This is a genomic window from Kluyvera sp. CHPC 1.2972 (assembly GCF_036759925.1).
Classification (GTDB): Bacteria; Pseudomonadota; Gammaproteobacteria; order Enterobacterales; family Enterobacteriaceae; genus Kluyvera.
This window is the reverse complement of record NZ_JAPKIB010000012.1, coordinates 66,783-93,037: the sequence shown is the minus strand read 5'-3', so window position 1 is coordinate 93,037 and position 26,255 is coordinate 66,783. Positions and strand designations below refer to the sequence as shown.

Sequence of the window (26,255 nt, the reverse complement as noted above, 5' to 3'; positions counted from 1 at the left end):
AAAGAAAAACTGGGTTGCGATCAGTGCGCAGATGATAAGGAATGCCAGGATGAGCTCGAAACGATAGCGCCGCAACATGATTGCTCTCCGGGGAAAAAATCGGCGCTATATAAGCGCCGATACGATAATTGATTAACTCAGGTGGCCACCCGGATTCAGCATTGCTGCCAGCCTCCTGGCGCCACCTGTATCAGCGTATTGCTACGCAGACATGTTATCAAGAATGATTATGCAGCTGGCTGAGCGGCTGGTTTAGCAGCAGTGTGTTTAGCGGCTTTGTGATGCTTTTTAGCAGCCTGAGCTTTCTGTGCTACAGCTGGTTTAGCAGCGGCTTTGTGGTGCTTTTTAGCAGCCTGAGCTTTCTGCGCTACAGCTGGTTTGGTTGCTGCTTTGTGATGCTTTTTAGCAGCCTGAGCTTTCTGCGCTACAGCTGGTTTAGCCGCGGCTTTTTTGTGTTTTTTAGCAGCCTGAGCTTTCTGCGCTACGGCTGGTTTAGCAGCGGCTTTTTTGTGCTTTTTAGCGGCCTGAGCTTTCTGCTCTGCAGCTGGTTTAGCGGCTTCTTTCTTGTGTTTTTTGTGGTGAGTGGCTTTAGCCGGTGCCGCGTGAGTTGCGGTAGCGGAAGCAGCCGGAGCCGGAGTTGCAGTTGCGTCAGCAGCAAATGCAGCGGAAGACAGACCCATAGCAGCGGCAACAACCAGAGCTAATACTTTTTTCATTCTGATACCCTCGAATTGGTTTTTTCATTCAACCCCACTGCGGGGCCGTTGAAATAACTATATCGATGAGCGAGTCGGCTTTCCGTGAGTGATTGGTTTCGGCGTGTAACGTAATGTACGAGATTTGTTGTACATCCGTAACGGGGCGGTTTTTGACCGCCCCACAAGGAGTTAGCTCTGGCAGGGGGTCTGTCTGGCGCGCTGGGAAAGGTACACGCGCAGGATCAGCGCGAAGGCCCAGGCCACGACGATAGCGGCAATCAGGTAAATGCTACCTAAGCCCTGATAGCCGGCAATCCAGCCCGCTACCGGGCCGGTGAGGCCAAGTGCCAGGTCGAGAAACGCGGAATAGGTGCCCAACGCGGTTCCCTGATTTTGCTCTTCCACCTGCTTCACGGCTTCAACGCCGAGCGCCGGGAAGACCAGCGAGAAGCCAGAACCGGTCAGGAACGCGCCGACGCCGGCCACCCATGCATTCGGTGCAAACCAGATGATCAACAGCCCCAGGCACTCCACCACATAGCAGATAAGCGATACCCGAAGCCCGCCGAAACGGGTGATGGTGTTGCCAAGCACCAGACGAATACAGATAAAGCCAATGCTGAACAGCGACAGGGTAAACGCCGCGCCCGTCCAGACGTGCGAGGAGAAGTAGAGGGTGATAAAGGTGGCAATCACCCCGAAACCAACGGTACCCAACCCGAGGCCCAGACCGTATGGCCAGATTTTGCGGGCCACCACGTGAAAGGGCGCTCTGACCCCGGCGCTGACGCTGACGTCGGCGCGGGTACGGGCAAACAGCAGCCCCACGACGGCAATAATCACAATCAGTGCGGCAAAACCGCTGATGCCAAACCAGCCGTTGAGCACAACGCCCAGTGGTGCACCCGCCGCCATCGCCACATAGGTAGCAACGCCGTTCCAGGAGATGACCCGCGAGGTGTGAATCGCGCCGACGGTTTTGATCCCCCATAGCGTCGAGCCGGTGGAGGTGAAGCTTTCGCCTACGCCGAGGAAAACGCGACCGACCAGCAGCAGCGCTACCGCTATAATGGGGCTAGCGTGAGCCGCTGCTGCCGCGAGGGTGAACAGGCCGCTCATCAGGCAGCAGATGATCCCCAGGCTGACGACTTTTTTAGGCCCCCAGATATCGGTATAGCGCCCGGCGTGCGGTCGGCTGACCAGCGTCGAAATGTACTGCAGGCTGATTACCGCGCCAGCAACCAGGGTGCTGTAGCCGAGGTTGTAGTGGATAAAGCCCGGCAGCACGGCGAGCGGCAGACCGATAGAGAGGTAGCAGATACAGGTGAAAACAACGATCGAGATAATGCGTAGGTTCAGTTGGGTATTGCTGACACTGGTCGTCATAGCGCTACATTGGTAAGACAAAAGTGGGGCCATTATAGGAATTGCCAGCTAGTATGGCGAGATGGCAACGCATTTTATGTCAATAGTATAAGTATTAGTTATCAGTACCGTAGCCCGTCCAGGCGGAGCGCCGCCGGGGATGTCCCGGAGTCGGCGTTACCTCGTCCGGGCTACGTGGCGTTGTGGATTAATGCAGGCGCTTATGTAAGGTGAAGCCTACCAGCAGCGCGCCAACTAACAGCAATGCGATAAATCCACCGACGCCGTTCCAGCCGTAGTTGTGCCAGAACACGCCGCCAAGCGTCCCGGCGATGCTGGAGCCGAGGTAGTAGCTGAACAGATACAGCGACGATGCCTGGCCTCTGGCACGGCGCGCACGCGGGCCAATCCAGCTGCTGGCAACCGAGTGGGCGGCAAAGAACCCAGCGGAAAAGAGCAGCATACCGGGGAAAATCACCCATAACGGTGAGAACAGCGTGAGCAGCAGGCCGAGCAGCATTACCCCAGTAAAGAAGATCATCACCGGCCCGCGACCGTAGCGTGTGGTCATCATCCCCGCTTTTGGCGAACTCCAGGTGCCGGTCAGATAGGCCACCGAGAGCAGGCCAACCACCGCCTGGTTGAGCGACCACGGCGACAGCATCAGGCGATAGCCGATGTAGTTAAAGAGGGTGACGAACGCGCCCATCAGCAGAAAACCTTCCACAAACAGCAGCGGCAGACCACGGTCGCGCCAGTGCAGATGCAGGTTAATCAGCAGCGTTTTCGGTTTTAGTGAGCTTGGGCGGAAGTGGCGAGACTCCGGCAAAATGCGCCAGAACATCACCGCTGAAGCCAGCGCAAAGGCGCTGATAACCGCCAACGCTACGCGCCAGCCAAAGAAATCGGTAAAGACCCCGGTCAACAGGCGTCCACTCATCCCGCCTATCGAGTTCCCGCTGATATACAGCCCCATTGAAAAGGCGACAAAGCTGGGATGGATTTCTTCGCTGAGGTAGGTCATGCCGACCGCCGCCACGCCGCTAAGCGACAGGCCAATCAGCGCGCGCATTATCAGAATGCCGTGCCAACTGGTCATCATCGTGGAGAGCAGCGAGCAGCAGGAGGCCAACAGCAGCGCGGTGACCATCACCTTTTTACGGCCGATGGCATCGGAGAGCGGGCCGGTAAACAGCAGGCCGACCGCCAGCATTGCCGTCGAGATAGAGAGCGAAATACTGCTCCCCGCAGGCGAAATGCCGAACTCATGCGACAGCACCGGCAGGATTGGCTGTACGCAGTACAGCAGCGCGAAGGTTGCCAGCCCGGCGGAGAACAGCGCGAGCGTTACCCGAATAAAGGCAGGCGTACCGCGGCGAATAAAAGCGTTTGACTGAAGGGGGGTATCATCGCGGACATCAATGGCAGGCGCGTCGTCTGCGGTGGTTGTACGGCTCACGGGAAATCCTTGCATAAAACAGTGGGTAATATCGACTCAGGTCACATAATCAGAGTAGGAAATTGTAAATATTCTGTCTAATATATTAATAATCTCAATTGATACTTTTAAAATATGAATATTGAACTTCGCCATTTACGCTATTTCATCGCCGTCGCCGAAGAGCTGCACTTTGGCCGCGCGGCGGCGCGGCTCAATATTTCCCAGCCGCCGTTAAGCCAGCAGATCCAGATACTTGAGCAACAAGTTGGGGCGCGGCTGTTTGCCCGTACCAACCGCAGCGTGAGCCTGACGGAAGCGGGGCGGCAGTTTCTTGCCGATAGCCGCCAGATTTTGCTGCAGGTGAACGAAGCGGCCGCGCGGGCAAGCCGTCTGCATCACGGGGAGACGGGAGAGTTACATATCGGCTTTACCTCTTCAGCGCCGTTTATCAAGGCGGTTTCTGACACGCTCTCTACCTTTCGTCAGCGCTACCCGGATGTGCATATCCAGACGCGAGAAACCAATACCCGTGAGCAGATTTCGCCGTTAACGGAGGGGGCGCTTGAGCTGGGCCTGATGCGCAATACCCAACTTCCTGACACCCTCGACTGGCAGGTGATCCTGCGCGAACCGCTGCTGGCGATGATCCACCGTGACCATCCACTTGCCAATAAACCGGCGGTGAGCTTGATAGAATTAGGGAAAGAGCCGTTTGTCTTTTTTGACCCGCATGTGGGTACCGGGCTGTACGATGATATTCTGGGCCTGATGCGCCGCTACGATGCGGAGCCGACCATCACGCAGGAGGTGGGTGAGGCGATGACGATTATCGGCCTGGTCGCCTCGGGCCTTGGCGTGTCGATTCTGCCCGCCTCGTTTCGCCGGGTACAGCTGCATGAAATGCGCTGGGTGCCCATCGCCGAAGAGGATGCGGTGTCGGAAATGTGGCTGGTATGGTCTAAACACCATGAGCTTAGCCAGGCGGCACAGCGTTTCAAACAGCATCTGTTAAACGCGGCAAAGGTGAGCGTTTCGCTGCCAAATGTGTGAAAAAATGTGCAGTAAATCACAAGGCTAAGTAAAAATTTGACGCAGGGCGTTCAAGTACTTCACCATAGCCCAAAGTGTTTATTTCGAAGCGCGAAAATAAGGGAGTTTTTACGGTGGTAGCGGACAGTCAGCCAGGGCATATTGATCAAATCAAGCAGACCAACGCAGGGGCGGTTTATCGCCTTATTGATCAGCTCGGCCCGGTGTCGCGTATCGACCTTTCCCGCCTTGCGCAACTGGCGCCCGCCAGTATCACCAAAATTGTTCGCGAACTGCTGGAAGCCCACCTGGTTCAGGAAACGGAGATTCAGGAAGCGGGCAGCCGCGGCCGTCCTGCCGTGGGCCTGATGGTGGAAACGGAAGCCTGGCACTACCTTTCGGTGCGCATCAGCCGGGGCGTTATCCATCTGGCACTGCGCGACCTCAGCAGTAAGCTGGTGGTGGAAGAGCAGCTTGAGCTTGCGCTTGAAGATGAGATTCCGTTCCTTAGCCGCGTAGTGTCCCATATTGACCAGTTCTTTATTCGCCACCAGAACCTGCTGGAACGTCTGACCGCCATTGCCATAACGCTGCCGGGTATTATCGATACCGAGAACGGCATCATTCACCGTATGCCGTTTTATGATGTCACCGATGTTCCGCTAGGCGGTACGCTGGAGGCGCATACCGGCGTGCCGGTGTATATCCAGCACGATATCAGTGCCTGGACGATGGCCGAGGCGCTGTTTGGCGCATCACGCGGCGCGCGCGATGTGATTCAAGTGGTTATCGACCACAACGTTGGCGCAGGGGTGATTACCGATGGGCGTTTACTGCATGCCGGTAGCAGTAGCCTGGTGGAGATCGGTCATACCCAAGTCGATCCGTACGGTAAGCGCTGCTATTGCGGTAACCACGGCTGTCTGGAGACCATCGCCAGCGTGGAAAGCGTGATGGAACTGACCCAGGTGCGCATGCAGCAGTCGATGAGCTCCATGCTGCATCAAAAACCGCTCAGCGTGGAGTGGCTGTGTCAGGCCGCGATGCAGGGGGATTTGCTGGCAAAGGATATCATCAGCAGCATCGGAACCAACGTCGGGCGAATCCTCGCGATCATGGTTAATCTCTTTAATCCGCAGAAAATTTTGATTGGCTCGCCGTTTAATCAGGCGGCCGATATTCTCTTCCCGGCGATTGGCGATTGTATTCGCCAGCAGTCGCTGCCCGCCTACAGCAAGCACATTGCGGTAGAGCAGACGCAGTTCTCGAACCGCGGCACCATGGCCGGGGCGGCGCTGGTAAAAGACGCGCTGTATAATGGAACATTGCTGATTAGACTGTTACAGGGTTAACAATTTTTAGCAGTTTTGCAAAAAATTGCGCTATCTCAATCTGGCCCTTTCACGCATCACGTAAACTTTCACTCCGTTGAATTATTAATTGCCATGATATTTTCATGGCGCAGGAGTGGGGTTAGTTTGTGATGCTTAATCGTTTCTTTATTACTGGTACTGATACTTCTGTCGGCAAGACGGTGGTTTCTCGTGCGCTATTGCAGGCGCTCGCCGCCAGCGGGAAACGGGTGGCAGGCTATAAACCAGTTGCTAAAGGCAGCAAGGAAACCGCAGAGGGGCTGCGCAATAAAGATGCGCTGGTTCTGCAGGCCGTTTCATCGCTGGACTTACCCTATGACGCTATCAACCCGATTGCGCTGAGCGAAGAAGAGAGCAGCGTCGCCCACAGTTGCCCCATCAACTACACCTTACTGTCTGACGGCCTGGCCAATCTGAGCCAGCAGGTCGATAACGTGGTGGTTGAGGGGACCGGCGGCTGGCGCAGCCTGATGAACGATCTGCGTCCGCTCTCGGAGTGGGTGGTGCAGGAACAACTGCCGGTGCTGATGGTGGTTGGCATTCAGGAAGGCTGCATTAACCATGCGTTGCTGACCGCGCAGGCCATCGCTAACGATGGCCTGCCGCTGATTGGCTGGGTGGCGAATCGTATCAACCCCGGTCTGGCGCACTACGCGGAAATTATCGATGTCCTCAGCAAAAAACTTCCGGCACCGCTGGTGGGCGAACTGCCGTACCTGCCGCGTCCGGAACAGCGCGAGCTGAGTCAGTATGTTGACCTAGCGATGCTCCGCAACGTGCTGACGGTAGATAGAATTCTGGCGTAAGGTTCGCGACAGCACCGACGCCAGTACGCTGGCGATCAGTAAACCGGGTAGTAACGTATACTGCCCGGTCATTTCACAAATCATCAGCGTCGACATAATTGGCGCATGCGTAGTCGCCGCCAGCAGCGTGGCCATTCCTGTGACCCCCAGCAGTATTGCCATCGCCTCATGGGCAGGAAACACCAGCCCCCACGTATTAGCAAACAAAATCCCGACAGCCAGGCCAATAAACAGCGTAGGGGTAAAGACCCCCCCGGGCGCACCCGAGCCGCTGCTGGCAAGAATGGCGAGCAGTTTACACACAAAGATCCCGGCGATAATGGCGAAGCTCGGCGGCGTCAGCAGAAAACCCTGTACCACGCTATAACCGTTGCCCCAGACAGCGGGGGTTAACAGCGAAAGTAAACCAACAAACAGTCCACCAAGCGCGAGCTGCCAGGGGGGCGATAGCTTCAGCCGCAGAAAGACCTGGTGGCTTGTGTCCATCAACCACATCAGCAACGGGCCGCCCAGCCCACAAACCAGACCGGTAGCCAGCATCAGGGTGTAATGGGTCGCGGTAAGCTCGGGCAGGTCGCCGACGCGGTAGAGCAGCTCCGCACCGCCGTTCATCAACTGGGTGGTCAGTAGCGCTACCACGGCGGCAATCACCACTGGGCCGAGCGAGGCCAGCATCAGGGTGCCAAATAGGATTTCAGCGATAAACAGACTGCCCGCCAGCGGTGCGTGATAAGCACTGGCCATCCCGGCGACGGCCCCGCAGGCGATCCATAGCTTCCACTCGTCTTTCGGCGTGAAGCGCTGGGCAAAAAAGGAGGCGGCGAGGGCGGCTAGCAGGATCATGGCCCCTTCGCGGCCGATGGCGCTACCGCTAATAACCACCAGCAATGAGGCGGCGGATTTAATCAAGCTGGCACCGGTATCAAACTTGCCTTCGTCGCTTTCCAACGCTTCCATGTAGTCGGTTGGAGCGTGCGGGCGCTGGCGAGTGTGGCGCTGCCATGCCCATAGCAGCATCCCGGCGGCAAGCCCGCCGAGAGCGGGGGTCATCAGCCGTCGCCACCACACCAGCCCTTCGGCGGCGTTGACCAGGCTGCCGCTGTCGTTGCTGAGAAATAGCCACTCCCCCAGATACATCGCGTGACGAAAGAGCGCCACCGCCAGCGCCGCGAGGACGCCAATGACGGTAGCAATCAGCAGGCGACGAAACATCGCCTTAATATCGGGGTAGTGATGAAGACGCTGCATCGTTTTTCCGGTGGCTTAGCGGTACAGCTTTTTGTCAGCGACGGGGATCAGCAGCGAGGACTGCCACTGCGCCAGTGTTTGTTGTGCAAGCTGCCCCAGCGCAATAAAGAACGGGTGTTCGGCCTTCTCTATAAACTCGGCTAGGAAGCGCGGCGCCCACGGCAGGAGATGCCAGGCCAGCAGTTGATAGCAGGCGTCATCACGGCCGTTTTCCAAAAGCCAGGCCGCTAGCATCAGCAGGGTACCGAAGTGATCTTCCGGCTCGTTTTGCTCTACATCGAAAGCAATCTGGTTTTCACGCATCCACTGGCGCAGCGCCAGCGTCGAGTCGCCAAACAGCACGTTCTCACGATCCAGCCAGACTGAACCCCACGGCGGTGACGGCAGCGCGGATGGCCCGATAAACAGGCGTTGCCAGGCCTGAGGAAGCGACTCATCACCTTGTGCAGCAAACCCTGCGGAAAGGGCATCGGCATGTTCAACGGCATACGGCCACTGCTCAAGCCACTCACCGTCGGTGAACGCGGCAACCAGCGGCTCGGCGAGCGCGCTATCCGGCGCGAAATAGAACAGGGCACCCAGTACTCGGGCAGAGAACGCTAAGGCGTCGTTGTGCTGAACATCATTCATTACTGCATTTCCTTATAGGGGCGCGGGAAAGCTCCCGCGCCGATGATTTACCCGGCAATCGCCATGCCGACGGTCATATGCAGGCCATAGAACAGCCCGCGACCGATAAGTTCGCCAACCAGCATCAGGACTAACCCCAGCGCCAGCCCCGCAGCACGCGGAGGCACTCGGCGCAGTAGCGGGCAGATCCAACAGCCTAAACCGGCTGCCAGCAGGACGAAGCGCCACACCTGTAAGCGGCCCCAGTCCGGCAGTAGCGCGTTAGCCTGCTGAACCGAGCTGTGAATAAAGCCCAACTCTGAGGTTTGCAGCACCACGACCGCCACGCTGAGCAGATAGCCCAGTACGCTGACCGCGGCGAAGAACTTACCGTTAAACGGCACTTTCGCCAGCTTCAGCAGCAGCGCGGCAAACAGCGGCCCGGTGAGCAAGACGGTCAGGAAGAACGATGCCGTCGTATAACCATTATACCAGGTTGGCACGGTATCTATCTGATAAACACGCGTCATCGCCCAGACAAATAGCAACCCCAGCACCATGCTGAGCAGCAGCCAGACGCGTCCGAGCGCCGCAGGCATTTTTCCGAGTACCGACAGCAGCCACCAAAAACCGCCAACGGCAAAGAACACGGAGCCGCTGGCAATCTCATTACTCAACGCCGACGCGCCTACGCGGTTCAGCGAGTTGAACGCCCGCAGCGGTGAGCCAAGGTGCAGCACCGAGGCGAAGAACGCGATCCCCATGATAACCCAAAGGAAAAACATAGTGAGCACAATACGGCGTCGATCCGCCGGTTCATGGCGCGCCGCCAGCCAGCCTAAACCGGTGACGATTGTCGCGCCTGCTACGCACTGCCCCAGTACGGTAAACAGCACCAGCGGCCATTCATGCCATCCGCTTCCCATCTCACACCTCCTTCGGATTGGCCAGATAGCCAGTGGTATCGCCGCACGGACGTGCATTGGCGTTGGGTTTAATCACAATGCTAGGTTTGGTGAAGTGTGCAGACGGCAATGGCGCCACCGCCGCAAGCGTGCCGTGCTTCTGACGCAGCGCTTCGATAGGACCAAAGTCCAGCGCACGCAGCGGGCAGGACTCCACGCAAATCGGCTTCTTGCCTTCCGCCACGCGCTCATGACAACCGTCGCATTTGGTCATATGACCTTTAGCTTCGTTGTACTGCGGCGCGCCGTACGGGCAGGCCATGTGACAGTAACGGCAGCCGATGCAGACATCTTCGTTGACCACCACAAAGCCATCTTCACGTTTGTGCATCGCGCCGCTCGGGCACACTTTGGTACAGGCCGGGTCTTCGCAGTGGTTACAGGCGATGGACAGGTAATAGGCAAAGACGTTCTGGTTCCAGACGCCGTTGTCCTCCTGCCAGTCGCCGCCCGCGTATTCGTAAATACGACGGAAGCTGACGTCCGGAGTTAAGTCTTTGTAATCTTTACAGGCCAGCTCGCAGGTTTTGCAACCGGTGCAACGGCCCGAATCGATGAAAAATCCGTATTGGGTGCTCATGGGCTAATCCTTATACCTTCTCGATCTCAACCAGGTTGGTGTGCTGCGGGTTGCCTTTCGCCAGTGGAGAAGGGCGATGCGTGGTCAGCGTGTTGATGCAGGAACCGTGGTCAATTCGGTCGCCGTTCATCTCGGCGTCGTGCCAGGCGCCCTGGCCCATTGCGGACACGCCCGGCATAATGCGCGGCGTGACTTTCGCCGGAATTCGCAGTTCACCGCGGCTGTTAAACACGCGCACCATGTCGCCGTTCTGGATCCCGCGTTTCTGCGCATCCAGCGGGTTGAGCCACACTTCCTGACGACAGGCGGCTTTCAGCACATCAACGTTGCCGTAGCTCGAGTGGGTACGGGCTTTAAAGTGGAAGCCAAACAGCTGTAGCGGGAAAGTGCCGCGCAGTGGGTCGTCCCAGCCTTCAAAGGTGGAGGCGTAAACCGGCAGCGGGCTGATGGTTTCGTCTTTCTCAAGCTGCCATTTCGCGGCGATATCGGCCAGGCGGCTGGAGTAGATTTCAATTTTGCCCGACGGCGTTTTTAACGGATTGGCCTCTGGGTCTTGGCGGAAGCTCTGGTAGGCGACAAAGTGCCCGTTCGGGTCTTTGCGCTTGTAGATACCCATTTTTTTGAGCTCATCATAGGTTGGCAAATCTGCGTCTTTGGCGCGCATTTTGGCGTACAGAGACTGCAGCCATTGCTCCTGAGAACGTCCTTCGGTGAACTTCTGGTACACATCGTCGCCCAGACGTTTCGCCACTTCGCTTAAGATCCAGTAGATCGGCTTGCGTTCGAATTTTGGCGCTGTTGCTGGCTGAATAAAGATCAGGTAGCCCATATTCCCGGCGTAGTCGTTGGGAATAATATCTTCCTGTTCAACGGTCATCAGGTCGGGCAGCAGGATATCGGCGTACTTCGCCGAGGCGGTCATAAAGTTCTCAATCACCACGATCATTTCGCATTTGCTGTCGTCCTGCAAAATCTCGTGAGTTTTATTGATATCCGAGTGCTGGTTGATGATGGTATTGCCCGCATAGTTCCAGAAGAACTTGATAGGCACATCCAGTTTATCTTTGCCGCGCACGCCGTCGCGGGTGGCGGTCATCTCGGCGCCGTGGTCAATCGCATCGGTCCAGGTAAAGCAGGAGATGGCCGTTTTGACTGGGTTTTCCAGCACCGGGAAACGCTCGATGGTGATGGTATAAGTCGATTCGCGCGCGCCGCTGTTGCCGCCGTTAATGCCGACGTTACCGGTCAGAATGGGCAGCATAGCAATCGCACGGGCAGAGAGCTCGCCGTTTGCCTGACGCTGCGGCCCCCAGCCCTGGCAAATATAAGCCGGTTTAGCGCTGCCGATTTCACGTGCCAGCTTGATGATTCTGTCAACGGGAATGCCGGTAATGCTCGATGCCCACTGCGGGGTTTTCGCTACGCCGTCATCGCCCTGACCGAGAATATACGCCTTATAGTGACCGTTGGCCGGCGCGCCCTCCGGCAGAGTCTTCTCGTCGTAGCCTACGCAGTATTTATCAAGGAACGGCTGGTCGACCAGATTCTCGTCAATCAACACCCAGGCAATGCCCGCAACCAGTGCGGCATCGGTACCGGGACGAATTGGGATCCACTCATCTTCGCGGCCAGCGGCGGTATCGGTATAACGCGGATCGATAACGATCATGCGCGCATTTGAGCGTTCGCGCGCTTGCTCAAGGTAATAGGTGATGCCGCCGCCGCTCATGCGGGTTTCTGCCGGGTTGTTGCCGAACATCACCACCAGTTTACTGTTTTCGATATCGGAAGTGCTGTTGCCGTCGTTGGTGCCGTAGGTATACGGCATGGCGCAGGCAATCTGGGCGGTACTGTAGGTGCCGTACTGGTTGAGCGAGCCGCCGTAGCAGTTCATCAGGCGCATCACGGCGGAACCGGATGGCGAGGAGCGAGTGATATTGCCGCCGACAATGCCGGAAGAGTCGTTAATGTAGACGGATTCGTTGCCGTAATCCTTTACCACGCGTTTGAGATTGCTGGCGATAGTGTCTAGTGCCTCATCCCAGCTAATACGTTCGAATTTACCTTCGCCGCGTTTGCCCACCCGTTTCATCGGATAGTTCAGGCGATCCGGATGGTTGATGCGGCGGCGAATAGAACGTCCGCGCAGGCAGGCGCGTACCTGGTGATCGCCATAGATGTCGTGGCCGGTATTGTCGGTTTCGACCCAATATACTTCGTCGTCTTTCACATGCAGACGCAGTGCGCAGCGGCTACCGCAGTTGACCGAACAGGCGCCCCAGACCACTTTATCTTCCGGCTGGCTGGCCTGTTGCACGGCGGCGGCCGTCGCGCGCAAAGAGAAGGGGAGCGAGAGACCGCCCGCGGCGAATGCTAAGGAGCCGATAGCCGACGATTTAATAAGGGTGCGTCGGCTTAGCCCCCCTGGCTTTTCCTGATTAGACATCACTCACTCCATTATTTTTGTTTAATGATTCCAGCGTGTAATTAAAAACCTGCTAACAATGGAGGAAGATGATACCTGGTTGGTGGTATACAAGTATTAATCCCGGTCAAAACAGGCGCTCATCCTAATGGGGTATTTGTGTGGTGGTGTTTGCCAGGTGAAGAGGTCATGTGCATAATTGTTTTACAACATAAAAACAGTTTTATTACGGCCCGCAAGTTCTTGCTGGCTGGTTTTCTTACCGCTAATCAGTTACTTATGGAACCTACCCATGCAGGATATTGATTCATCCGTTATACCGATGCCCGCGATTGAGACGGTCACGGTTCCCTACAAAGGGTTAAATTTTTTGCGCCCCGAAATTTTGCTCGATTTTATCAGCGTGACCGACGGCAAAGTCCTCGCCGTGACGCCGGTTGCCGTGCTCTATTCCACTATCGGGGTACTGCAATCCGCCGAGTTGCGCAAAATTCCGGTGCTGGTTTCCGGGCGGGTGATCTACCCCATCAGTTCTCAGGCGCTGCCGTGCCTGCACTCGAAATTGACCATCAATACGACGTCGCAAAAACTGCGTTTTCAGGGCGGGCTGGATGCGCTGTCTGACGACCATTCGCTGCGTGACGGCGTGCTGATTGGGCTGGCGCTGGAGTTTATCGTGGAGAAGACGCGCTAAACGGCACCGCCTCCAGACGGAGGCGGTAGCGCATTACTGGGCGTTGTCGGTGCGGGTGTAGAGAATTTTAAAGGTGTCATTTGCGCAGTGCCCGACGACCTGTGTGCCTGGCCGATCGGCCTGATCGTTAGGCACGATATCAAGGGTGAATGCGCTTTCGGCAACGCCGTTTTGCATGATTTTTTGCTGAATGTCGCTCCTGACACGTTCACAGGAATCAGGTACGGCGGCCAGCGCGGGCATAGCGCCTGCGAGCAGAAGTGCCAGTAACCAACGTGAAGACAGCATGATCGGCTCCTTTTGATGAGATTCGTGAAAAGTATAGCAGGGCGAAGGTAAGCGTTTGTCTTTGCATCTCATTTTCTGATATTTCTTAACAACGCGTTTATTTTTTGGTTTCCATCAGTCCAGGCTATAAATCATTTTATACTGCTAATATAATTGAAAAAATTCCCGAAACAGGATTGTGGCGTGAAGAAACTGATTTTACTAGCCTCGGTGCTTGCCGTGCTGAACGGCTGCGATAACAAAAACGCGCCGGTGGCATTCACTCCGGAAATGGCAAGTTTTTCTAACGAATTCGACTTTGACCCGCTGCGCGGTCCGGTGAAGGATTTCAGTCAGACGCTGCTCAATGAAAAAGGTGAGGTGGCAAAGCGGGTGAGCGCGCAGCTTTCACCAGAAGGCTGTTTCGATATGCTGGAATTTCATGATATCGAACAGGATACTGGGGCACTACTGGTGCTGAACGCCAACTACTATCTTGACGGTGTCACTCACGAAAAGCGCGTGCGTTTACAGGGCAAATGCCAGTTGGCTGAGTTCCCTTCGGCAGGCGTCAAATGGGAAACCGACGATAACGGCTTTGTGGTTAAAGCGCTCGGTAAAGATCGCGAGGTGGACTACCATTATGACAATGAAGGTTATCCGCTGGGCAAAGTGTCAACCCTGAAAGGGGTCACGCTGTCGGTTATCTCAACCCCATCGCAAGACTCGCGTAAAAAGCTCGACTACACCGCCGTGAGCATGCTTGATAAACAGCCTGCGGGTAACGTCACGCAAAGCTGTGACTACGATCGTCATGATAATCCGGTGAGCTGTGATTTAGAAGTGGTAGACCAGAGCGTGAAGCCGTCGGTGACTCAGCGCTACACCATCAAAAACACCATTGAGTATTACTGATGTGAAGAGATGAGAGGCAAAGAAAAGGGCGCTGAGAAGCGCCCTTTTTTGCAGTGATTAGCGAACAACGCGACCCGTTGAGCGGTCAAGACAGCGCAGGGTGTTGGGTTCCCAGTACGCGTTCACGTTGGTACTTTTCAGGCAATTGTCGCGGGCATCAAAAGCAACATCTTCTTTATCCCACTCTTTTTCAGCGCGTTTGTTCACTTTCTGGCGCAGCTGACGCGTGTCGTTCCATTGCTCTTTATCCATCGCCGCATTCTGGCGACTCTGTGCGCTATCGCCAGATTCAATAACCAGCTTGTTGGTTTCAGCAGAAGCGGAGGCGGTGTACACAATGGCACCCAGCGTCAGCATAGCCGTCAGGCACAGGCGTTTGCTAAGTGTAATTTTCATCGGTGAGTTCCTTTAGCGTGGTGAAAACGATGACTCCTGAAAACAGTCTACTACAACTCTGGCGGTGGGCATACCCGCGAAAATCCCGTGGTCGAAACCCGTTGATTTTTGCGTATCATAGCGGCATCCGTATATTTATGATGATGAACGATGTTAAAAACTTCGCTGCTCTTTTTTGCTACCGCGCTGTGCGAGATTATCGGCTGTTACTTACCGTGGCTATGGTTGAAGCGGGGCGCAACGCCGTTGCTGCTGGCGCCGGCAGGGCTGGCGTTGGCGATGTTTGTCTGGCTGCTCACGCTGCATCCTGCCGCCAGCGGTCGCGTTTATGCCGCGTATGGTGGGGTATATATCTTTACTGCCTTGCTATGGCTGCGGGTCGTCGAAGGCGAGAAGCTGACGATGTATGACTGGTTGGGCGCTGCGGTAGCGTTATGCGGAATGCTGATTATTGTTGCCGGCTGGGGCCGGGCTTAACCTCTGGCCCGCAAGGGCCAAACTCCTCTTTTTTTTGCTGGATCCCCCCGTTTTTTGCCTGCGATACCCTGCTTATTTTTGTGATCTTACCCGGTAATTTTCGATCTTTATACTTGTATGGTAGTAGAGTGAGGCGTAAGTTTCGCCTCACTAACCGATGAGATGTAAAGCTAAGGATTGAAGATGAAAATTGTGGGCGCTGAGGTTTTTGTAACCTGTCCTGGACGTAATTTTGTCACGCTGAAAATTACCACTGATAGCGGATTAGTTGGCTACGGTGACGCAACATTAAACGGTCGCGAATTGTCCGTTGCTTCCTATCTGAAGGATCATTTGTGCCCGCAGCTGGTGGGGCGCGATGCGCATCGTATCGAAGATATCTGGCAGTTCTTCTACAAAGGCGCTTACTGGCGTCGTGGTCCGGTGACCATGTCCGCTATTTCTGCGGTCGATATGGCGTTGTGGGATATCAAAGCTAAAGCCGCCAATATGCCGCTGTATCAGCTGTTAGGTGGTGCGTCCCGAGAAGGTGTGATGGTGTACTGCCACACTACCGGCCATACCATTGATGAAGTGCTGGAAGATTACGCACGTCATAAAGAGATGGGCTTTAAAGCCATTCGCGTTCAGTGCGGTGTGCCGGGCATGAAAACCACCTACGGCATGTCTAAAGGTAAGGGGCTGGCCTACGAACCAGCGACTAAAGGGCAATGGCCGGATGAGCAGCTGTGGTCCACCGAAAAATACCTCGACTTCACGCCGAAACTGTTTGATGCGGTACGTAATCAGTTCGGGTTTGATGAACATCTGCTGCACGACATGCATCACCGCCTGACCCCAATTGAAGCTGCCCGCTTTGGTAAGAGTATTGAACAGTACCGTCTGTTCTGGATGGAAGATCCAACGCCTGCGGAGAACCAGGAGTGCTTCCGTCTGATTCGTCAGCATACCGTCACGCCAATTGCGGTCGGTGAAGTGTTCAATAGCATCTGGGATTGCAAACAGCTGATTGAAGAGCAGCTGATCGACTACATTCGCACCACCATTACCCATGCGGGCGGCATTACCGGTATGCGTCGTATCGCCGACTTTGCCTCTCTTTATCAGGTGCGTACCGGCTCTCACGGCCCATCGGACCTCTCTCCGGTTTGTATGGCTGCTGCACTGCACTTCGATCTTTGGGTACCTAACTTTGGTGTTCAGGAATACATGGGCTATTCCGAGCAGATGCTGGAAGTCTTCCCGCATAACTGGACCTTTGATAATGGCTATATGCACCCAGGCGACAAACCGGGCTTAGGCATCGAGTTTGACGAAAAACTGGCAGCGAAATATCCGTACGATCCTGCCTATCTGCCGGTGGCTCGCCTGGAAGATGGCACGTTGTGGAACTGGTAATAAGGAACGAGAAATGAAAAGTATCGTGGTTAAACAGCCTGAAGCGTTGGTGATTGAAGAACGGCCATTACCAGAACCAGGACTGGGTGAAGTTCGCGTTAAAGTGAAAATAGCCGGTATTTGCGGTTCTGACAGCCATATTTATCGTGGCCATAACCCCTTTGCGCGTTATCCGCGCGTTATTGGTCACGAGTTTTTTGGCGTGATTGATGCTGTGGGTGAAGGTGTTGCCGATAATAAAATTGGCCAGCGCGTATGTGTCGATCCGGTAATTAGCTGCGGGCATTGCTACCCCTGCTCGGTGGGGAAACCTAACGTATGTACCTCGCTGGTGGTGCTCGGCGTTCATCGCGACGGTGGCTTTAGTGAATATGCCGTCGTCCCGGCGAAGAATGCGTGGCCTGTTGCCGATAATATTGCCGATCATCATGCCGTGATGGTTGAGCCTTTTACGATTGCAGCAAATGTCACCGGCCAGGTGAACCCGACAGAAGCTGACGTGGCCTTAATTTATGGCGCAGGCCCAATGGGTCTAACAACCCTGCAGGCGTTAAAAGGCGTCTATCGCGTTAAGCAGGTCATCGTGGCTGACCGAATTAACGAACGACTGGCAATGGCAGAGCGCTGCGGCGCTGATTGGGTTATTAACAACGGTGAGAAACCGCTGGCTGAATGGCTGGATGAAAAGGGGATTAAACCGACGTTGATCGTCGATGCCGCTTGCCATCCGACGATTTTACAAGAAGCGATCGCACTGGCCTCCCCGGCTGCTCGTATTGTTCTGATGGGATTCTCCAGTGACCCGTCAACGATTACTCAACAAGGTATCACCGGTAAGGAACTTTCCATTTATTCTTCTCGACTCAATGCGAATAAATTCCCCGTGGTCCTGGAGTGGTTAGAAAAAGGATTCATTGACCCTGACAAACTGATTACGCATTACTTTGATTATCACCATGTTGTTGATGCAATCGAATTGTTTGAAAAGGATCAGAAATCCTGCTGCAAAGTCTTACTCACATTTGATAAATAATAACTAGAATCATGCGATTTAGTTGTACGCATCTTACCCGGAGATAATTGCAATGACGCAATTAACACATGAAAGAACAACATCTGATTTAGTGAGGGCCGCTGTATCCGGTTGGCTGGGAACTGCATTAGAGTTTATGGATTTTCAACTCTATTCATTAGGTGCGGCACTTGTTTTCCATGAAATATTCTTCCCTGAACAATCCGCCGCAATGGCGTTAATTTTAGCGATGGGAACCTACGGTGCAGGGTATATAGCGCGCATTATTGGTGCCGTTATTTTTGGTAAAATGGGGGATAGAGTAGGGCGTAAAAAGGTGCTCTTTATTACCATCACTATGATGGGGATCTGTACCACGCTAATTGGTGTACTACCAACGTACGCGCAGATTGGTATTTTTGCGCCGGTACTGCTGGTAACGTTGCGTGTTATTCAGGGGCTAGGTGCGGGTGCTGAAATTTCAGGTGCTGGTACCATGCTTGCGGAATATGCGCCTAAAGGTAAACGTGGTCTGATCTCCTCATTAGTGGCGATGGGTACCAACTGCGGTACGCTGACGGCTACGGCTATTTGGGCGGTGATGTTCTTCCTGTTAGATCGTGAAGAGTTGGTCGCTTGGGGTTGGCGTATTCCGTTCCTGGCAAGCGTTGTGGTGATGATCTTCGCTATTTGGCTGCGTCTGAACCTCAAAGAGAGTCCCGTATTTGAACAAGTCAGCGAAGGTGATGCCGTTGTTAGTGAATCTGCGGCTAGCGATAACACCATTGGTGCGATGTTCCGCAGCAAATCTTTCTGGTTAGCGACAGGGCTTCGTTTTGGTCAGGCAGGTAACTCTGGCTTGATTCAGACTTTCCTGGCGGGATATCTGGTACAGACATTGCTGTTTGATAAAGGGATCCCAACGGATGCGCTGATGATCAGTTCCGTTATCGGTTTCCTGACAATCCCACTACTCGGTTGGTTGTCCGATAAATATGGCCGCCGTCTGCCTTATATCTTGCTCTGTATTTCCGCTGTTATTCTGGCGTACCCAATGGTGTCAATCATTGTCGATAAGACTTACAGCGCGAGTGTAATAATGATGTCTATCATTATTATCCATAACTTTGCGGTACTGGGGCTGTTTGCACTGGAAAACATTACGATGGCTGAGATGTTTGGCTCACGTAATCGCTTTACTCGCATGGCTATCTCAAAAGAGGCTGGTGGTCTGGTCGCCGTCGGTTTTGGACCGGTACTGGCAGGGATTTTCTGTAACATGACCGGGTCATGGTATCCGATTGTTATTATGCTAATTTGCTACTCACTTATTGGTCTTGTTTCCGCACTATTAATGCCGGAAGTTTGCGACCGCGATCTTAGCATTGCCGAAGATGCGGCCGATCTTTCGATAGCGCAAGAGAAAAAAGCTAACCGGCAGTTTGCTTGATAACTGTTGTGCAGTAATCAGAAGTCGTCTGAAAAACAGGCGACTTTTTTTTGTGATCTTACTTGATAAAGTATACTTAAAATACTTGTATGGTAGTTATTTTGGCGATAAGTTTATCTGGCAAATTGTTGGTGGCGTTAAGATGATGTGATGGGGGATTAATTTATTTTATTAGAATTTCTATTAATCTTTTATTATGCAAAAACTGATGGGTGGCATTGGATAACGTTACCAAAGATATGCATCAGAAAAATATATTTATTTTATTGATAACCTCTAGGTGAACGACATGAAAAAATGGAACTTTTCTGTATTTAAACTGGTGAAATTATGCAGTGTGCTTCCTCTTTTAGGCGCTGGAGCGTGTTGGGGTGCTGAGTCACTGAACGTCAGTACTTCATTATCACCCGATGATCCTATATATAACGGTCTAAAAAATTTCAAAAAGACAGTAGAAGAACGAACCAAAGGTGAAGTCAAAATAAAGTTATTCTCCAGCGGCCAACTTGGCGCAGATAATGAATTGTTGCAGCACGCGCAGGCTGGTAGCAACGTTGGGGTGGTAGTTGATGGTGCCAGACTCGCCCAATTTGTCCCTGAAATGGCGATTATTCCGGCACCGTTTGTTTTTAAAAACTATGCCACGCTAAAGACATTTATTCATAGTCCGGTCTTTGAACAGTGGAATAAGAAAATGGCCAGCGAGTCTGGGCTGACGGCGCTCTCGTTCAACTGGTATCAGGGGGCGCGTATGCTGGTTACTCAGAAACCAGTTGTGACTCCTGCTGATCTGAGCGGCGTACGCGTGCGGGCGCTAGAAGCACCAGTCACCATCGAAACGATTAAATGCATGGGGGGGGCGCCAACTCCGCTTTCATGGTCAGAGATTTATTCTTCTATCCAGACTGGCGTTGTCGATGCGGCGGAAGCGCAGCCAACGGCAGTATATGGTTCTAAGCTTTATGAAATAACAAAAAATATCACTAAAACGAACCATATTCATCTGATGACAGGCATTGTGGTGTCACAAAAATGGTTATCAACTCTGAGCCCAGAAAATCAGGCCATTCTAAAAGAAGAAGCAACGAAAAATGGCGACCTGGCTTCAGAAAATACTATTGCAGCTGGTGAGACCATGCTGAGAAAAATGGCGGAAAAAGGCATGACCATCACAACAGTGGATGTTAAACCCTTTATTGATAGCTGCCAGTACGTTCCCGAAAAACTGGGTTTGAGCGAAGCGAAAAAGCAGGTTGAAAGCGTAATCAACTAACCACGAACAAGCGGGGCGGTGGCCCTGCTTTTTTGTAGAGGTTCTTCTGTCGATGAAGATGCTAAGAGATTTTGAATTGGCCTGCGCCAGAATAGGTCTGGTCGCTATTGTTATTATTATTCTGATCGGCGGGTTAGGGCGCGCGGTTGGCCACCCTGTTATTTGGTCGCTGGAAATAGCGATGGTCATTTTTGCATGGATAAGTATGCTGGCAATAGATTATGCGTTTCAGTTGCGTCGGCATATAGGTATTGATGCGCTGACTAATTTATTTTCACCTAAAATGCAGCGAGTATGCATATGGTTTAATGAGATTTTGATCCTGAGTTTCTTACTCTGTGGGGTTTGGTATGGTTTTAATTTTACCTGGGCTACACATAGCCAAATGCTCCCGGTAACCGAATTATCCCTTGCCTGGTTGAATAGCGCCGTTCCTACGGGCTGTTTATTAATGGTGTTCTCTTCTTTAACCTTTTTGCTAAATGGCTGCCACATTGAATATCAGCAGCATGATGATCAGGAGGAAGTATGCTCTTAACGGTTATTCTCTTCATCATACTGTTAGTTATTGGCATGCCGGTAGGGATGGTCATTGCTATTTCCAGCCTGAGTTTCTTCTTCACCACGGACTTTCTCCCGGTAGGTATTGCCTTTCAGAAATTTTCAGCGCCGACGCAATCTTTCCCTATTTTGGCTACACCATTATTTCTGCTGGTAGGCAACCTACTCAATAAGTCTGGGGTCACGACACGCCTGTTAGACTTTGCCCGAATTATCTCTGGGTGGATGGTGGGAGGTCTGGCACAAATTAACGTGTTATTAGCTTGCTTATTGGGTGGCGTTTCCGGTTCAGCAACTGCCGATGCCGCGATGCAGGCACGCGTGTTGGGGTTACCGATGGTTGCGCGGGGTTATCCAAAAGCGTTTAGCGCCGTGGTCATTGCTTTTAGCTCGCTGATTACTGCAACGATACCGCCGAGCATTTTGCTGATTCTGTATGGTTTTGTTGGTAACGTTTCTATCGGAAAACTGTTTATGGCCGGGATATTTCCGGGGTTACTGTTGACGGCTATTCTGATGGGCACCAATTATCTGTTAGCCAGAAAGATGAACATCAAACCTGAAGTAGAAAAACTGCCTAATCGGCATGAAGTATGGCGTAGTTTCAAAGAGAGTTTTTGGGCGTTAATGTTCCCGGTGGTGTTGATTGTCGTGATTCGTCTTGGCATTTTTACAACCACAGAAGCTGGCGCATTTATCGTGCTTTATTCATTTATTATTGGTCGCTATGTCTATAAAGCGCTGGACAATGCCGTGCTTTGGGATGTTCTGAAGCAAACTATCAGCGATATTGGTGTTGTCATGTTGCTTATTATGTCCGCGGCTATCCTGGGACATATCACCATCCTGGATCAGATCCCTCAACAACTTGCCGAAACTATCCTACAGTTGACGGAAAATAAGTACGGTATCCTGTTTTTGCTATTGGCACTGATTGCCGTTGCAGGGATGTTGTTTGACGGTAGCGTGATCATTTTGCTGCTCACGCCGATTCTGCTGCCTATCGCCGTTGAAGCAGGATTTGACCCCATCCATTTTGGTTTGATTTTTGCGGTACTGACGTTGCTGGGGGCAAACACGCCGCCGGTCGGAATTTGTATGTATACCGTCTGCGGTATCCTGAATTGTAGCTCGGTTGCGTTTGTAAAGGCCTCGATTCCTTATCTAATCGCTTTCCTCCTGTTCATTTTCATGTTGGTTATTTTCCCCAGCATCACCCTTTTTTTACCGACAGTCCTGATGTAAAGCCGCGTGACGGCATTGATCTGAACAACGTGGTGGATTATCAATGCTGTCACATAACTTAAAAATCATGTCATACCAATCGCCAATATATTAACGCAAATCAAAATCTCGCGTGATGGTCTCGTTAAACTAGTATGGCAATCAACATTCTCTACAGTGAGTCAAAAAGATGCAGAATAAGCTATTAACCGCTAAGGCAACTCTCCCAACCTACGATCGCAGCAAGCTGGTGCCGCGCATTGTACACCTCGGTTTTGGTGCGTTTCACCGCGCCCATCAGGCTGTCTATGCCGATATTCTTGCCGCAGAACACGGCAGTGACTGGGGTTATACCGAAGTTAACTTGATCGGCGGTGAGCAGCAGATTGCCGACCTGAACAATCAGGACAATTTATACTCCGTGGCGGAAATGTCCGCGGATGCATGGACTGCCCGCGTGGTGGGCGTCGTCAAAGAAGCGCTGCATGCGCAGGTTGATGGTTTGGAAACCGTTCTGGCGAAGATGTGCGAACCACAGGTCGCTATCGTTTCCCTGACCATCACCGAGAAGGGCTATTGCCATTCTCCGGCAACGGGCCAACTGATGCTCGATCACCCATTTATCGTGGCTGACCTGCAGAACCCACATCAACCAAAATCAGCACCGGGCGTTATCGTTGAAGCGCTGGCTCGCCGTAAAGCCGCTGGTCTGCCGCCATTCAGCGTAATGTCCTGTGACAACATGCCGGAAAACGGCCATGTGATGCGTAATGTGGTATGTGCGTATGCGCGTGCGGTTGATGCTGGTCTGGCTGATTGGATCGAATCTCACGTGACGTTCCCATCCACCATGGTTGACCGTATCGTTCCAGCCGTGACGCCAGAAACGCTGGATAAAATCGAACAGCTGACCGGCGTGCGCGATCCGGCAGGTGTAGCTTGTGAGCCGTTCCGTCAGTGGGTTATCGAAGATAACTTCGTCGCTGGTCGTCCGGAATGGGAAAAAGCGGGCGCTGAACTGGTAAGCGACGTTATCCCGTTTGAAGAGATGAAACTGCGCATGCTGAACGGCAGCCACTCTTTCCTGGCCTACCTGGGCTATCTGGCAGGCTATCAGCACATTAACGACTGCATGGGTGACGACAACTACCGTCGCGCCGCGCATGCGTTGATGCTCAAGGAGCAAGCGCCAACCCTGAAAGTACAAAACGTCGATCTGGCGCGCTATGCCGATCTGCTGATTGAGCGTTATACCAACCCGGCGCTGCGTCACCGTACCTGGCAAATCGCCATGGACGGCAGTCAGAAACTGCCTCAGCGTATGCTCGATTCCGTACGCTGGCACCTGGCGGATAACAGCAGCTTCGCACTGCTGGCTCTGGGGGTTGCTGGTTGGATGCGCTACGTCGGCGGCGTGGATGAGCAGGGCAACGCGATTGAAATTTGCGATCCGCTGCTGCCGGTTATCCAGGGCGTGGTACAGCAGAGCGAAGAGGGCGAAGCTCGCGTGAAAGCGCTGCTGGGCATTGAAGCTATCTTCGGTAAAGACCTGCCGCAGGAAGCGAAATTTGTTGAGCAGGTGACCGCAGCCTATCTGTCGCTGCTGAGCAAAGGTGCGAAATCGACCGTTGCTGAATTTGTTGCCTGATTCCGTTTCATGACCATTAATGCCGCCGCTACTGGCGGCATTTTCTTTTATCTCTGCCGTCATTACACTTCTTTAAAGTAATACAAGCCCCTTGAAATAATGGACGATTATTTGCACGCCGAAACTATCAATTTGGTGAATTAATGCTATCTGCATAGTCACAAATATGTCATGGTTATAGCGAAAGAATAATGGACACTCTGGAATAAGGAGCTCGGGCTATGTACAAAAAAATTCTGATGCCTGTAGATGTTTTTGAAATGGACTTAAGTGATAAAGCGATTCGCCATGCCGTTTATCTGGCCGGTGAGGCGGGTGAAATTACGCTATTAAATGTATTACCTAACAGCAATCGCTCTATTTTACGCGGCTTCGCGGCGGATATTAAAAAGTTTGAAGATTTCATGCAGGCAGAGTCGGTCAAGAAAATGAAAAACCTGCAGCGCCTCTTTGATATGCCTGCCGAGCGGCTACACACCGATGTCAGGTTTGGCAATATTCGCGATGAAGTGATCGCGCTGAGCAAAACCGGGGAGTACGATGCGATTGTTATCGGTTCGCGCCAGCGGGGAATTACTACACACCTTCTGGGGTCAAACGCCGAATCTATTCTGCGCTACGCCAATATTCCTACAATGGTGATTCGATAAAAAATAAAGGCCTTCATTGCTGAAGGCCTTATTTATTACTCTTCGCTAAACCAGTCGCTGTTTTCCTGACGGATTAACAACACTGATTCACCAATCTCCTGAAGATGCAGGGTCATCGCTTTTTCCACCGCATCCGCATCGCGTTTTTCCAGCGCAGCGAATATTTCATGGTGCTGCTTTAATAACATCTCCGGCGAGGAGACATGATCAAGGCTCATATAACGCACGCGGTCGATAGCGGCTTTAATATTCTCGATGGTATCCCAGGCTAACTGGCAATCTGCAATATTTGACAGCAGCTGGTGGAATTCATCGTCGAGCAGGAAGAAATCATTCAGCTGCTGGCGGTCGATGGCAATACGCTGCTGATGCAGATTTTGTTCAAGCTGATAGCTTTGCGCATCTGTTACCATGGTGGCGGCCCGGCGCGCCACCGCGCACTCGATCGCCTGACGAACGAAACACCCGTTGCGAACCTGCGAGAGCGAAATCTTATTCACGTAGCTGCCGCGCTGTGGGCGGATTTGGATCAGACCGTTTTCGGCGAGTTTTATAAATGCTTCACGCACCGGCTGGCGAGAAACGTCAAACCGCAACGACACCTCTTTTTCCGAGAGCGGGGTGCCTGGTGGAATAAGACAGTGCACGATATCGCGACGCAGAATGCGATAAATTTGCTGGTTAACGGGTTGTGTTGGGTTCAGTTGGGTTTCGGCGGCCATTGAGTCGTTCTTATCAGCTGATTAAGCTGTTATTTTACGCTTTTTTTGCCGCCTAGCCCAGACCCGACTGGGGTCGGGTTGAGTTTAAATGCTAACTTTGGCGATGAACGCTCAGGCCAGCGTAGGTCTGGCTGACTGGCATCATCTCAACGGTGTTGATATTGACGTGTTTTGGCAACGTCGCTACCCACCATACCGCTTCGGTCACGTCTTCCGGCGTCAGGGCGTTTGCATTTTCGTAGGTTTTACCGGCTTTGTTGTCATCACCTTTAAAGCGCACATTGGAGAACTCCGTGCCACCTACCAGACCAGGTTCGATATCGGTCACGCGAACGGCGGTGCCGTGCAGATCGGTACGCAGGTTCAGGCTGAACTGACGCACGAACGCTTTGGTTGCGCCGTAAACGTTGCCGCCCGCATAAGGCCAGCTACCGGCGGTGGAGCCGATATTAATCACGTGCCCGCGGTTGCGCTCCACCATGCCAGGCAGCACCGCACGGGTCATATACACCAGACCTTTGTTGTTGGTGTCAATCATGTCTTCCCAATCCTCAACGCTTGCGCGGTGAGCCGGTTCCAGCCCCAGCGCCAAACCGGCGTTGTTGACCAGAATATCGATGTCACGCCATTCAGCGGGCAGATTGGCGATAGTTTCTTCAATTGCCGCGCGGTTACGCACGTCCAGTTGCACGGTCAGAATACTGTCGCCTAATTCATCTTTTAGCGCTTTTAAACGTTCATTGCGACGGCCTGTGGCAATGACTTTGTGCCCATTGGCAATAAAACGGCGCGTAATGCTTTCGCCAAAACCCGCCGTTGCTCCGGTTACCAGTACGATCATCTCTCTGTTCCTTCAACGCGTTAGTGTCATATTACGATAGCAGAACACCTGCTTTTTAATCATCTGTTTTGTAATGAGATTTTTTCTTTCAGCAAAACCCCAGCAAAATCTCACCCTTATGATTAGCTGTATTATAAGACGGATATGCATCATAAATGATGGTCTATACTCTGTGTATCGGCGTTCGC

The 26,255-nt window shown here is 53.0% G+C and carries 26 protein-coding genes; 14 read left to right on the top strand and 12 right to left on the bottom strand.

Annotation, left to right across the window (positions count from 1 at the left end):
- Positions 1-227: 227 nt before the first annotated feature.
- The 3 genes from asr to V6944_RS17400 form a co-directional block, all read right to left on the bottom strand.
- Positions 228-716 carry an acid resistance repetitive basic protein Asr gene (gene asr, locus V6944_RS17410; RefSeq protein ID WP_220440138.1) on the bottom strand — a complete coding sequence of 163 codons (489 nt, stop codon included), beginning with the start codon at positions 714-716 and terminating at the stop codon, positions 228-230.
- Between the two features lie 171 nt (positions 717-887).
- Positions 888-2,084 (bottom strand): MFS transporter, encoded by a 1,197-nt coding sequence (locus tag V6944_RS17405; protein ID WP_333499860.1) that lies wholly within the window; start codon positions 2,082-2,084, stop codon positions 888-890.
- A 187-nt stretch (positions 2,085-2,271) separates the two neighbouring features.
- Positions 2,272-3,522, bottom strand: a complete 1,251-nt coding sequence (locus V6944_RS17400; RefSeq protein ID WP_185669067.1) for an MFS transporter — start codon at positions 3,520-3,522, stop codon at positions 2,272-2,274.
- A gap of 114 nt (positions 3,523-3,636) precedes the next feature.
- Here V6944_RS17400 and V6944_RS17395 point away from each other — a divergent pair, with 114 nt between their 5' ends.
- From V6944_RS17395 to bioD, 3 genes are all read left to right on the top strand, one after another.
- The gene (locus V6944_RS17395; RefSeq protein ID WP_333499859.1) at positions 3,637-4,554 is read left to right on the top strand and encodes a LysR family transcriptional regulator; all 918 of its coding nucleotides are present in this window, start codon (positions 3,637-3,639) and stop codon (positions 4,552-4,554) included.
- Positions 4,555-4,667: 113 nt separating this feature from the next.
- Positions 4,668-5,885 carry a sugar metabolism global transcriptional regulator Mlc gene (gene mlc, locus V6944_RS17390; protein WP_333499858.1) on the top strand — a complete coding sequence of 406 codons (1,218 nt, stop codon included), beginning with the start codon at positions 4,668-4,670 and terminating at the stop codon, positions 5,883-5,885.
- A 131-nt stretch (positions 5,886-6,016) separates the two neighbouring features.
- The gene (gene bioD / locus V6944_RS17385) at positions 6,017-6,712 is read left to right on the top strand and encodes a dethiobiotin synthase (protein WP_185669100.1); all 696 of its coding nucleotides are present in this window, start codon (positions 6,017-6,019) and stop codon (positions 6,710-6,712) included.
- Here bioD and clcB read toward each other — a convergent pair.
- Genes clcB through ynfE form a run of 5 tightly spaced genes read right to left on the bottom strand, consistent with a single transcriptional unit; the run spans position 6,665 to position 12,560 of the window.
- A complete protein-coding gene (gene clcB / locus V6944_RS17380; protein WP_333499857.1) occupies positions 6,665-7,960 on the bottom strand; it encodes a voltage-gated ClC-type chloride channel ClcB in 1,296 nt (431 codons plus the stop codon). The genes bioD and clcB overlap by 48 nt on opposite strands.
- Before the next feature lie 15 nt (positions 7,961-7,975).
- On the bottom strand, positions 7,976-8,590 hold the full coding sequence (gene dmsD / locus V6944_RS17375) for a Tat proofreading chaperone DmsD (RefSeq protein WP_333499856.1): 615 nt from the start codon (positions 8,588-8,590) through the stop codon (positions 7,976-7,978).
- Between the two features lie 47 nt (positions 8,591-8,637).
- A complete protein-coding gene (locus V6944_RS17370; RefSeq protein WP_333499855.1) occupies positions 8,638-9,495 on the bottom strand; it encodes a dimethyl sulfoxide reductase anchor subunit family protein in 858 nt (285 codons plus the stop codon).
- Position 9,496: 1 nt separating this feature from the next.
- Positions 9,497-10,114: a DMSO/selenate family reductase complex B subunit gene (locus V6944_RS17365; protein WP_333499854.1), complete on the bottom strand. Its 618-nt coding sequence runs from the start codon at positions 10,112-10,114 to the stop codon at positions 9,497-9,499.
- Positions 10,115-10,124: 10 nt separating this feature from the next.
- Positions 10,125-12,560, bottom strand: coding sequence for a selenate/tellurate reductase subunit YnfE (gene ynfE / locus V6944_RS17360; protein WP_333499853.1), 2,436 nt, complete (start codon positions 12,558-12,560; stop codon positions 10,125-10,127).
- Positions 12,561-12,831: 271 nt separating this feature from the next.
- On the opposite strand from ynfE, the gene V6944_RS17355 reads away from it, so the two are divergent.
- Positions 12,832-13,233, top strand: a complete 402-nt coding sequence (locus V6944_RS17355) for a dTDP-glucose pyrophosphorylase (protein WP_333499852.1) — start codon at positions 12,832-12,834, stop codon at positions 13,231-13,233.
- Between the two features lie 33 nt (positions 13,234-13,266).
- Here V6944_RS17355 and V6944_RS17350 read toward each other — a convergent pair whose 3' ends face one another.
- Positions 13,267-13,521 (bottom strand): DUF1161 domain-containing protein, encoded by a 255-nt coding sequence (locus tag V6944_RS17350; RefSeq protein ID WP_333499851.1) that lies wholly within the window; start codon positions 13,519-13,521, stop codon positions 13,267-13,269.
- Between the two features lie 183 nt (positions 13,522-13,704).
- Between V6944_RS17350 and V6944_RS17345 the strand changes: the two genes are divergently transcribed.
- Positions 13,705-14,415 (top strand): YnfC family lipoprotein, encoded by a 711-nt coding sequence (locus V6944_RS17345; protein ID WP_333499850.1) that lies wholly within the window; start codon positions 13,705-13,707, stop codon positions 14,413-14,415.
- Between the two features lie 57 nt (positions 14,416-14,472).
- Here the strand turns inward: V6944_RS17345 and V6944_RS17340 are convergent, their stop codons facing one another.
- Positions 14,473-14,811, bottom strand: a complete 339-nt coding sequence (locus tag V6944_RS17340; protein WP_333499849.1) for a DUF1283 family protein — start codon at positions 14,809-14,811, stop codon at positions 14,473-14,475.
- Positions 14,812-14,961: 150 nt separating this feature from the next.
- On the opposite strand from V6944_RS17340, the gene V6944_RS17335 reads away from it, so the two are divergent.
- The 9 genes from V6944_RS17335 (at position 14,962) to V6944_RS17295 (ending at position 24,504) form a co-directional block, all read left to right on the top strand.
- The gene (locus tag V6944_RS17335; RefSeq protein WP_333499848.1) at positions 14,962-15,288 is read left to right on the top strand and encodes a YnfA family protein; all 327 of its coding nucleotides are present in this window, start codon (positions 14,962-14,964) and stop codon (positions 15,286-15,288) included.
- Positions 15,289-15,471: 183 nt separating this feature from the next.
- Entirely contained in the window at positions 15,472-16,686 is a 1,215-nt protein-coding gene (rspA, locus tag V6944_RS17330; RefSeq protein ID WP_185669055.1) for a starvation-sensing protein RspA, read from the top strand.
- Between the two features lie 13 nt (positions 16,687-16,699).
- The gene (locus tag V6944_RS17325) at positions 16,700-17,719 is read left to right on the top strand and encodes a Zn-dependent oxidoreductase (protein ID WP_333499847.1); all 1,020 of its coding nucleotides are present in this window, start codon (positions 16,700-16,702) and stop codon (positions 17,717-17,719) included.
- Between the two features lie 52 nt (positions 17,720-17,771).
- Complete coding sequence (locus tag V6944_RS17320; protein WP_333499846.1) at positions 17,772-19,148, top strand: MFS transporter; 1,377 nt, start codon at positions 17,772-17,774, stop codon at positions 19,146-19,148.
- A 289-nt stretch (positions 19,149-19,437) separates the two neighbouring features.
- Positions 19,438-20,421: a C4-dicarboxylate TRAP transporter substrate-binding protein gene (locus tag V6944_RS17315; protein WP_333499845.1), complete on the top strand. Its 984-nt coding sequence runs from the start codon at positions 19,438-19,440 to the stop codon at positions 20,419-20,421.
- A 52-nt stretch (positions 20,422-20,473) separates the two neighbouring features.
- Positions 20,474-20,959 (top strand): TRAP transporter small permease, encoded by a 486-nt coding sequence (locus V6944_RS17310; RefSeq protein WP_333499844.1) that lies wholly within the window; start codon positions 20,474-20,476, stop codon positions 20,957-20,959.
- Positions 20,950-22,227 (top strand): TRAP transporter large permease, encoded by a 1,278-nt coding sequence (locus V6944_RS17305; protein WP_333499843.1) that lies wholly within the window; start codon positions 20,950-20,952, stop codon positions 22,225-22,227. Before V6944_RS17310 ends, V6944_RS17305 begins: the two co-directional genes overlap by 10 nt.
- A gap of 169 nt (positions 22,228-22,396) precedes the next feature.
- Complete coding sequence (locus V6944_RS17300) at positions 22,397-23,854, top strand: mannitol dehydrogenase family protein (protein WP_333499842.1); 1,458 nt, start codon at positions 22,397-22,399, stop codon at positions 23,852-23,854.
- Positions 23,855-24,075: 221 nt separating this feature from the next.
- Positions 24,076-24,504: a universal stress protein gene (locus V6944_RS17295; RefSeq protein WP_333499841.1), complete on the top strand. Its 429-nt coding sequence runs from the start codon at positions 24,076-24,078 to the stop codon at positions 24,502-24,504.
- Positions 24,505-24,539: 35 nt separating this feature from the next.
- On the opposite strand, the gene V6944_RS17290 is transcribed toward V6944_RS17295, so the two are convergent.
- Together V6944_RS17290 and ydfG are read right to left on the bottom strand one after the other, a co-directional pair.
- On the bottom strand, positions 24,540-25,226 hold the full coding sequence (locus V6944_RS17290; RefSeq protein ID WP_333499840.1) for a GntR family transcriptional regulator: 687 nt from the start codon (positions 25,224-25,226) through the stop codon (positions 24,540-24,542).
- 91 nt (positions 25,227-25,317) lie between these two features.
- Positions 25,318-26,067 (bottom strand): bifunctional NADP-dependent 3-hydroxy acid dehydrogenase/3-hydroxypropionate dehydrogenase YdfG, encoded by a 750-nt coding sequence (gene ydfG, locus V6944_RS17285; protein WP_220440149.1) that lies wholly within the window; start codon positions 26,065-26,067, stop codon positions 25,318-25,320.
- Between the last annotated feature and the right edge of the window lie 188 nt (positions 26,068-26,255).

What these genes read in the sequence shown, in the direction of transcription:
- V6944_RS17305 (WP_333499843.1), top strand. Translation starts at nt 20,950, where the DNA reads ATGCTCTTAACGGTTATTCTCTTCATCATACTGTTAGTTATTGGCATG.
- V6944_RS17340 (WP_333499849.1), bottom strand. Translation starts at nt 14,811, where the DNA reads ATGAAAATTACACTTAGCAAACGCCTGTGCCTGACGGCTATGCTGACG.
- V6944_RS17325 (WP_333499847.1), top strand. Translation starts at nt 16,700, where the DNA reads ATGAAAAGTATCGTGGTTAAACAGCCTGAAGCGTTGGTGATTGAAGAA.
- rspA (WP_185669055.1), top strand. Translation starts at nt 15,472, where the DNA reads ATGAAAATTGTGGGCGCTGAGGTTTTTGTAACCTGTCCTGGACGTAAT.
- V6944_RS17350 (WP_333499851.1), bottom strand. Translation starts at nt 13,521, where the DNA reads ATGCTGTCTTCACGTTGGTTACTGGCACTTCTGCTCGCAGGCGCTATG.
- V6944_RS17320 (WP_333499846.1), top strand. Translation starts at nt 17,772, where the DNA reads ATGACGCAATTAACACATGAAAGAACAACATCTGATTTAGTGAGGGCC.
- ydfG (WP_220440149.1), bottom strand. Translation starts at nt 26,067, where the DNA reads ATGATCGTACTGGTAACCGGAGCAACGGCGGGTTTTGGCGAAAGCATT.
- ynfE (WP_333499853.1), bottom strand. Translation starts at nt 12,560, where the DNA reads ATGTCTAATCAGGAAAAGCCAGGGGGGCTAAGCCGACGCACCCTTATT.
- clcB (WP_333499857.1), bottom strand. Translation starts at nt 7,960, where the DNA reads ATGCAGCGTCTTCATCACTACCCCGATATTAAGGCGATGTTTCGTCGC.
- V6944_RS17395 (WP_333499859.1), top strand. Translation starts at nt 3,637, where the DNA reads ATGAATATTGAACTTCGCCATTTACGCTATTTCATCGCCGTCGCCGAA.
- V6944_RS17355 (WP_333499852.1), top strand. Translation starts at nt 12,832, where the DNA reads ATGCAGGATATTGATTCATCCGTTATACCGATGCCCGCGATTGAGACG.
- dmsD (WP_333499856.1), bottom strand. Translation starts at nt 8,590, where the DNA reads ATGAATGATGTTCAGCACAACGACGCCTTAGCGTTCTCTGCCCGAGTA.
- V6944_RS17295 (WP_333499841.1), top strand. Translation starts at nt 24,076, where the DNA reads ATGTACAAAAAAATTCTGATGCCTGTAGATGTTTTTGAAATGGACTTA.
- V6944_RS17315 (WP_333499845.1), top strand. Translation starts at nt 19,438, where the DNA reads ATGAAAAAATGGAACTTTTCTGTATTTAAACTGGTGAAATTATGCAGT.
- V6944_RS17290 (WP_333499840.1), bottom strand. Translation starts at nt 25,226, where the DNA reads ATGGCCGCCGAAACCCAACTGAACCCAACACAACCCGTTAACCAGCAA.
- V6944_RS17300 (WP_333499842.1), top strand. Translation starts at nt 22,397, where the DNA reads ATGCAGAATAAGCTATTAACCGCTAAGGCAACTCTCCCAACCTACGAT.
- V6944_RS17335 (WP_333499848.1), top strand. Translation starts at nt 14,962, where the DNA reads ATGTTAAAAACTTCGCTGCTCTTTTTTGCTACCGCGCTGTGCGAGATT.
- V6944_RS17405 (WP_333499860.1), bottom strand. Translation starts at nt 2,084, where the DNA reads ATGACGACCAGTGTCAGCAATACCCAACTGAACCTACGCATTATCTCG.
- asr (WP_220440138.1), bottom strand. Translation starts at nt 716, where the DNA reads ATGAAAAAAGTATTAGCTCTGGTTGTTGCCGCTGCTATGGGTCTGTCT.
- V6944_RS17310 (WP_333499844.1), top strand. Translation starts at nt 20,474, where the DNA reads ATGAAGATGCTAAGAGATTTTGAATTGGCCTGCGCCAGAATAGGTCTG.
- bioD (WP_185669100.1), top strand. Translation starts at nt 6,017, where the DNA reads ATGCTTAATCGTTTCTTTATTACTGGTACTGATACTTCTGTCGGCAAG.
- V6944_RS17370 (WP_333499855.1), bottom strand. Translation starts at nt 9,495, where the DNA reads ATGGGAAGCGGATGGCATGAATGGCCGCTGGTGCTGTTTACCGTACTG.
- V6944_RS17365 (WP_333499854.1), bottom strand. Translation starts at nt 10,114, where the DNA reads ATGAGCACCCAATACGGATTTTTCATCGATTCGGGCCGTTGCACCGGT.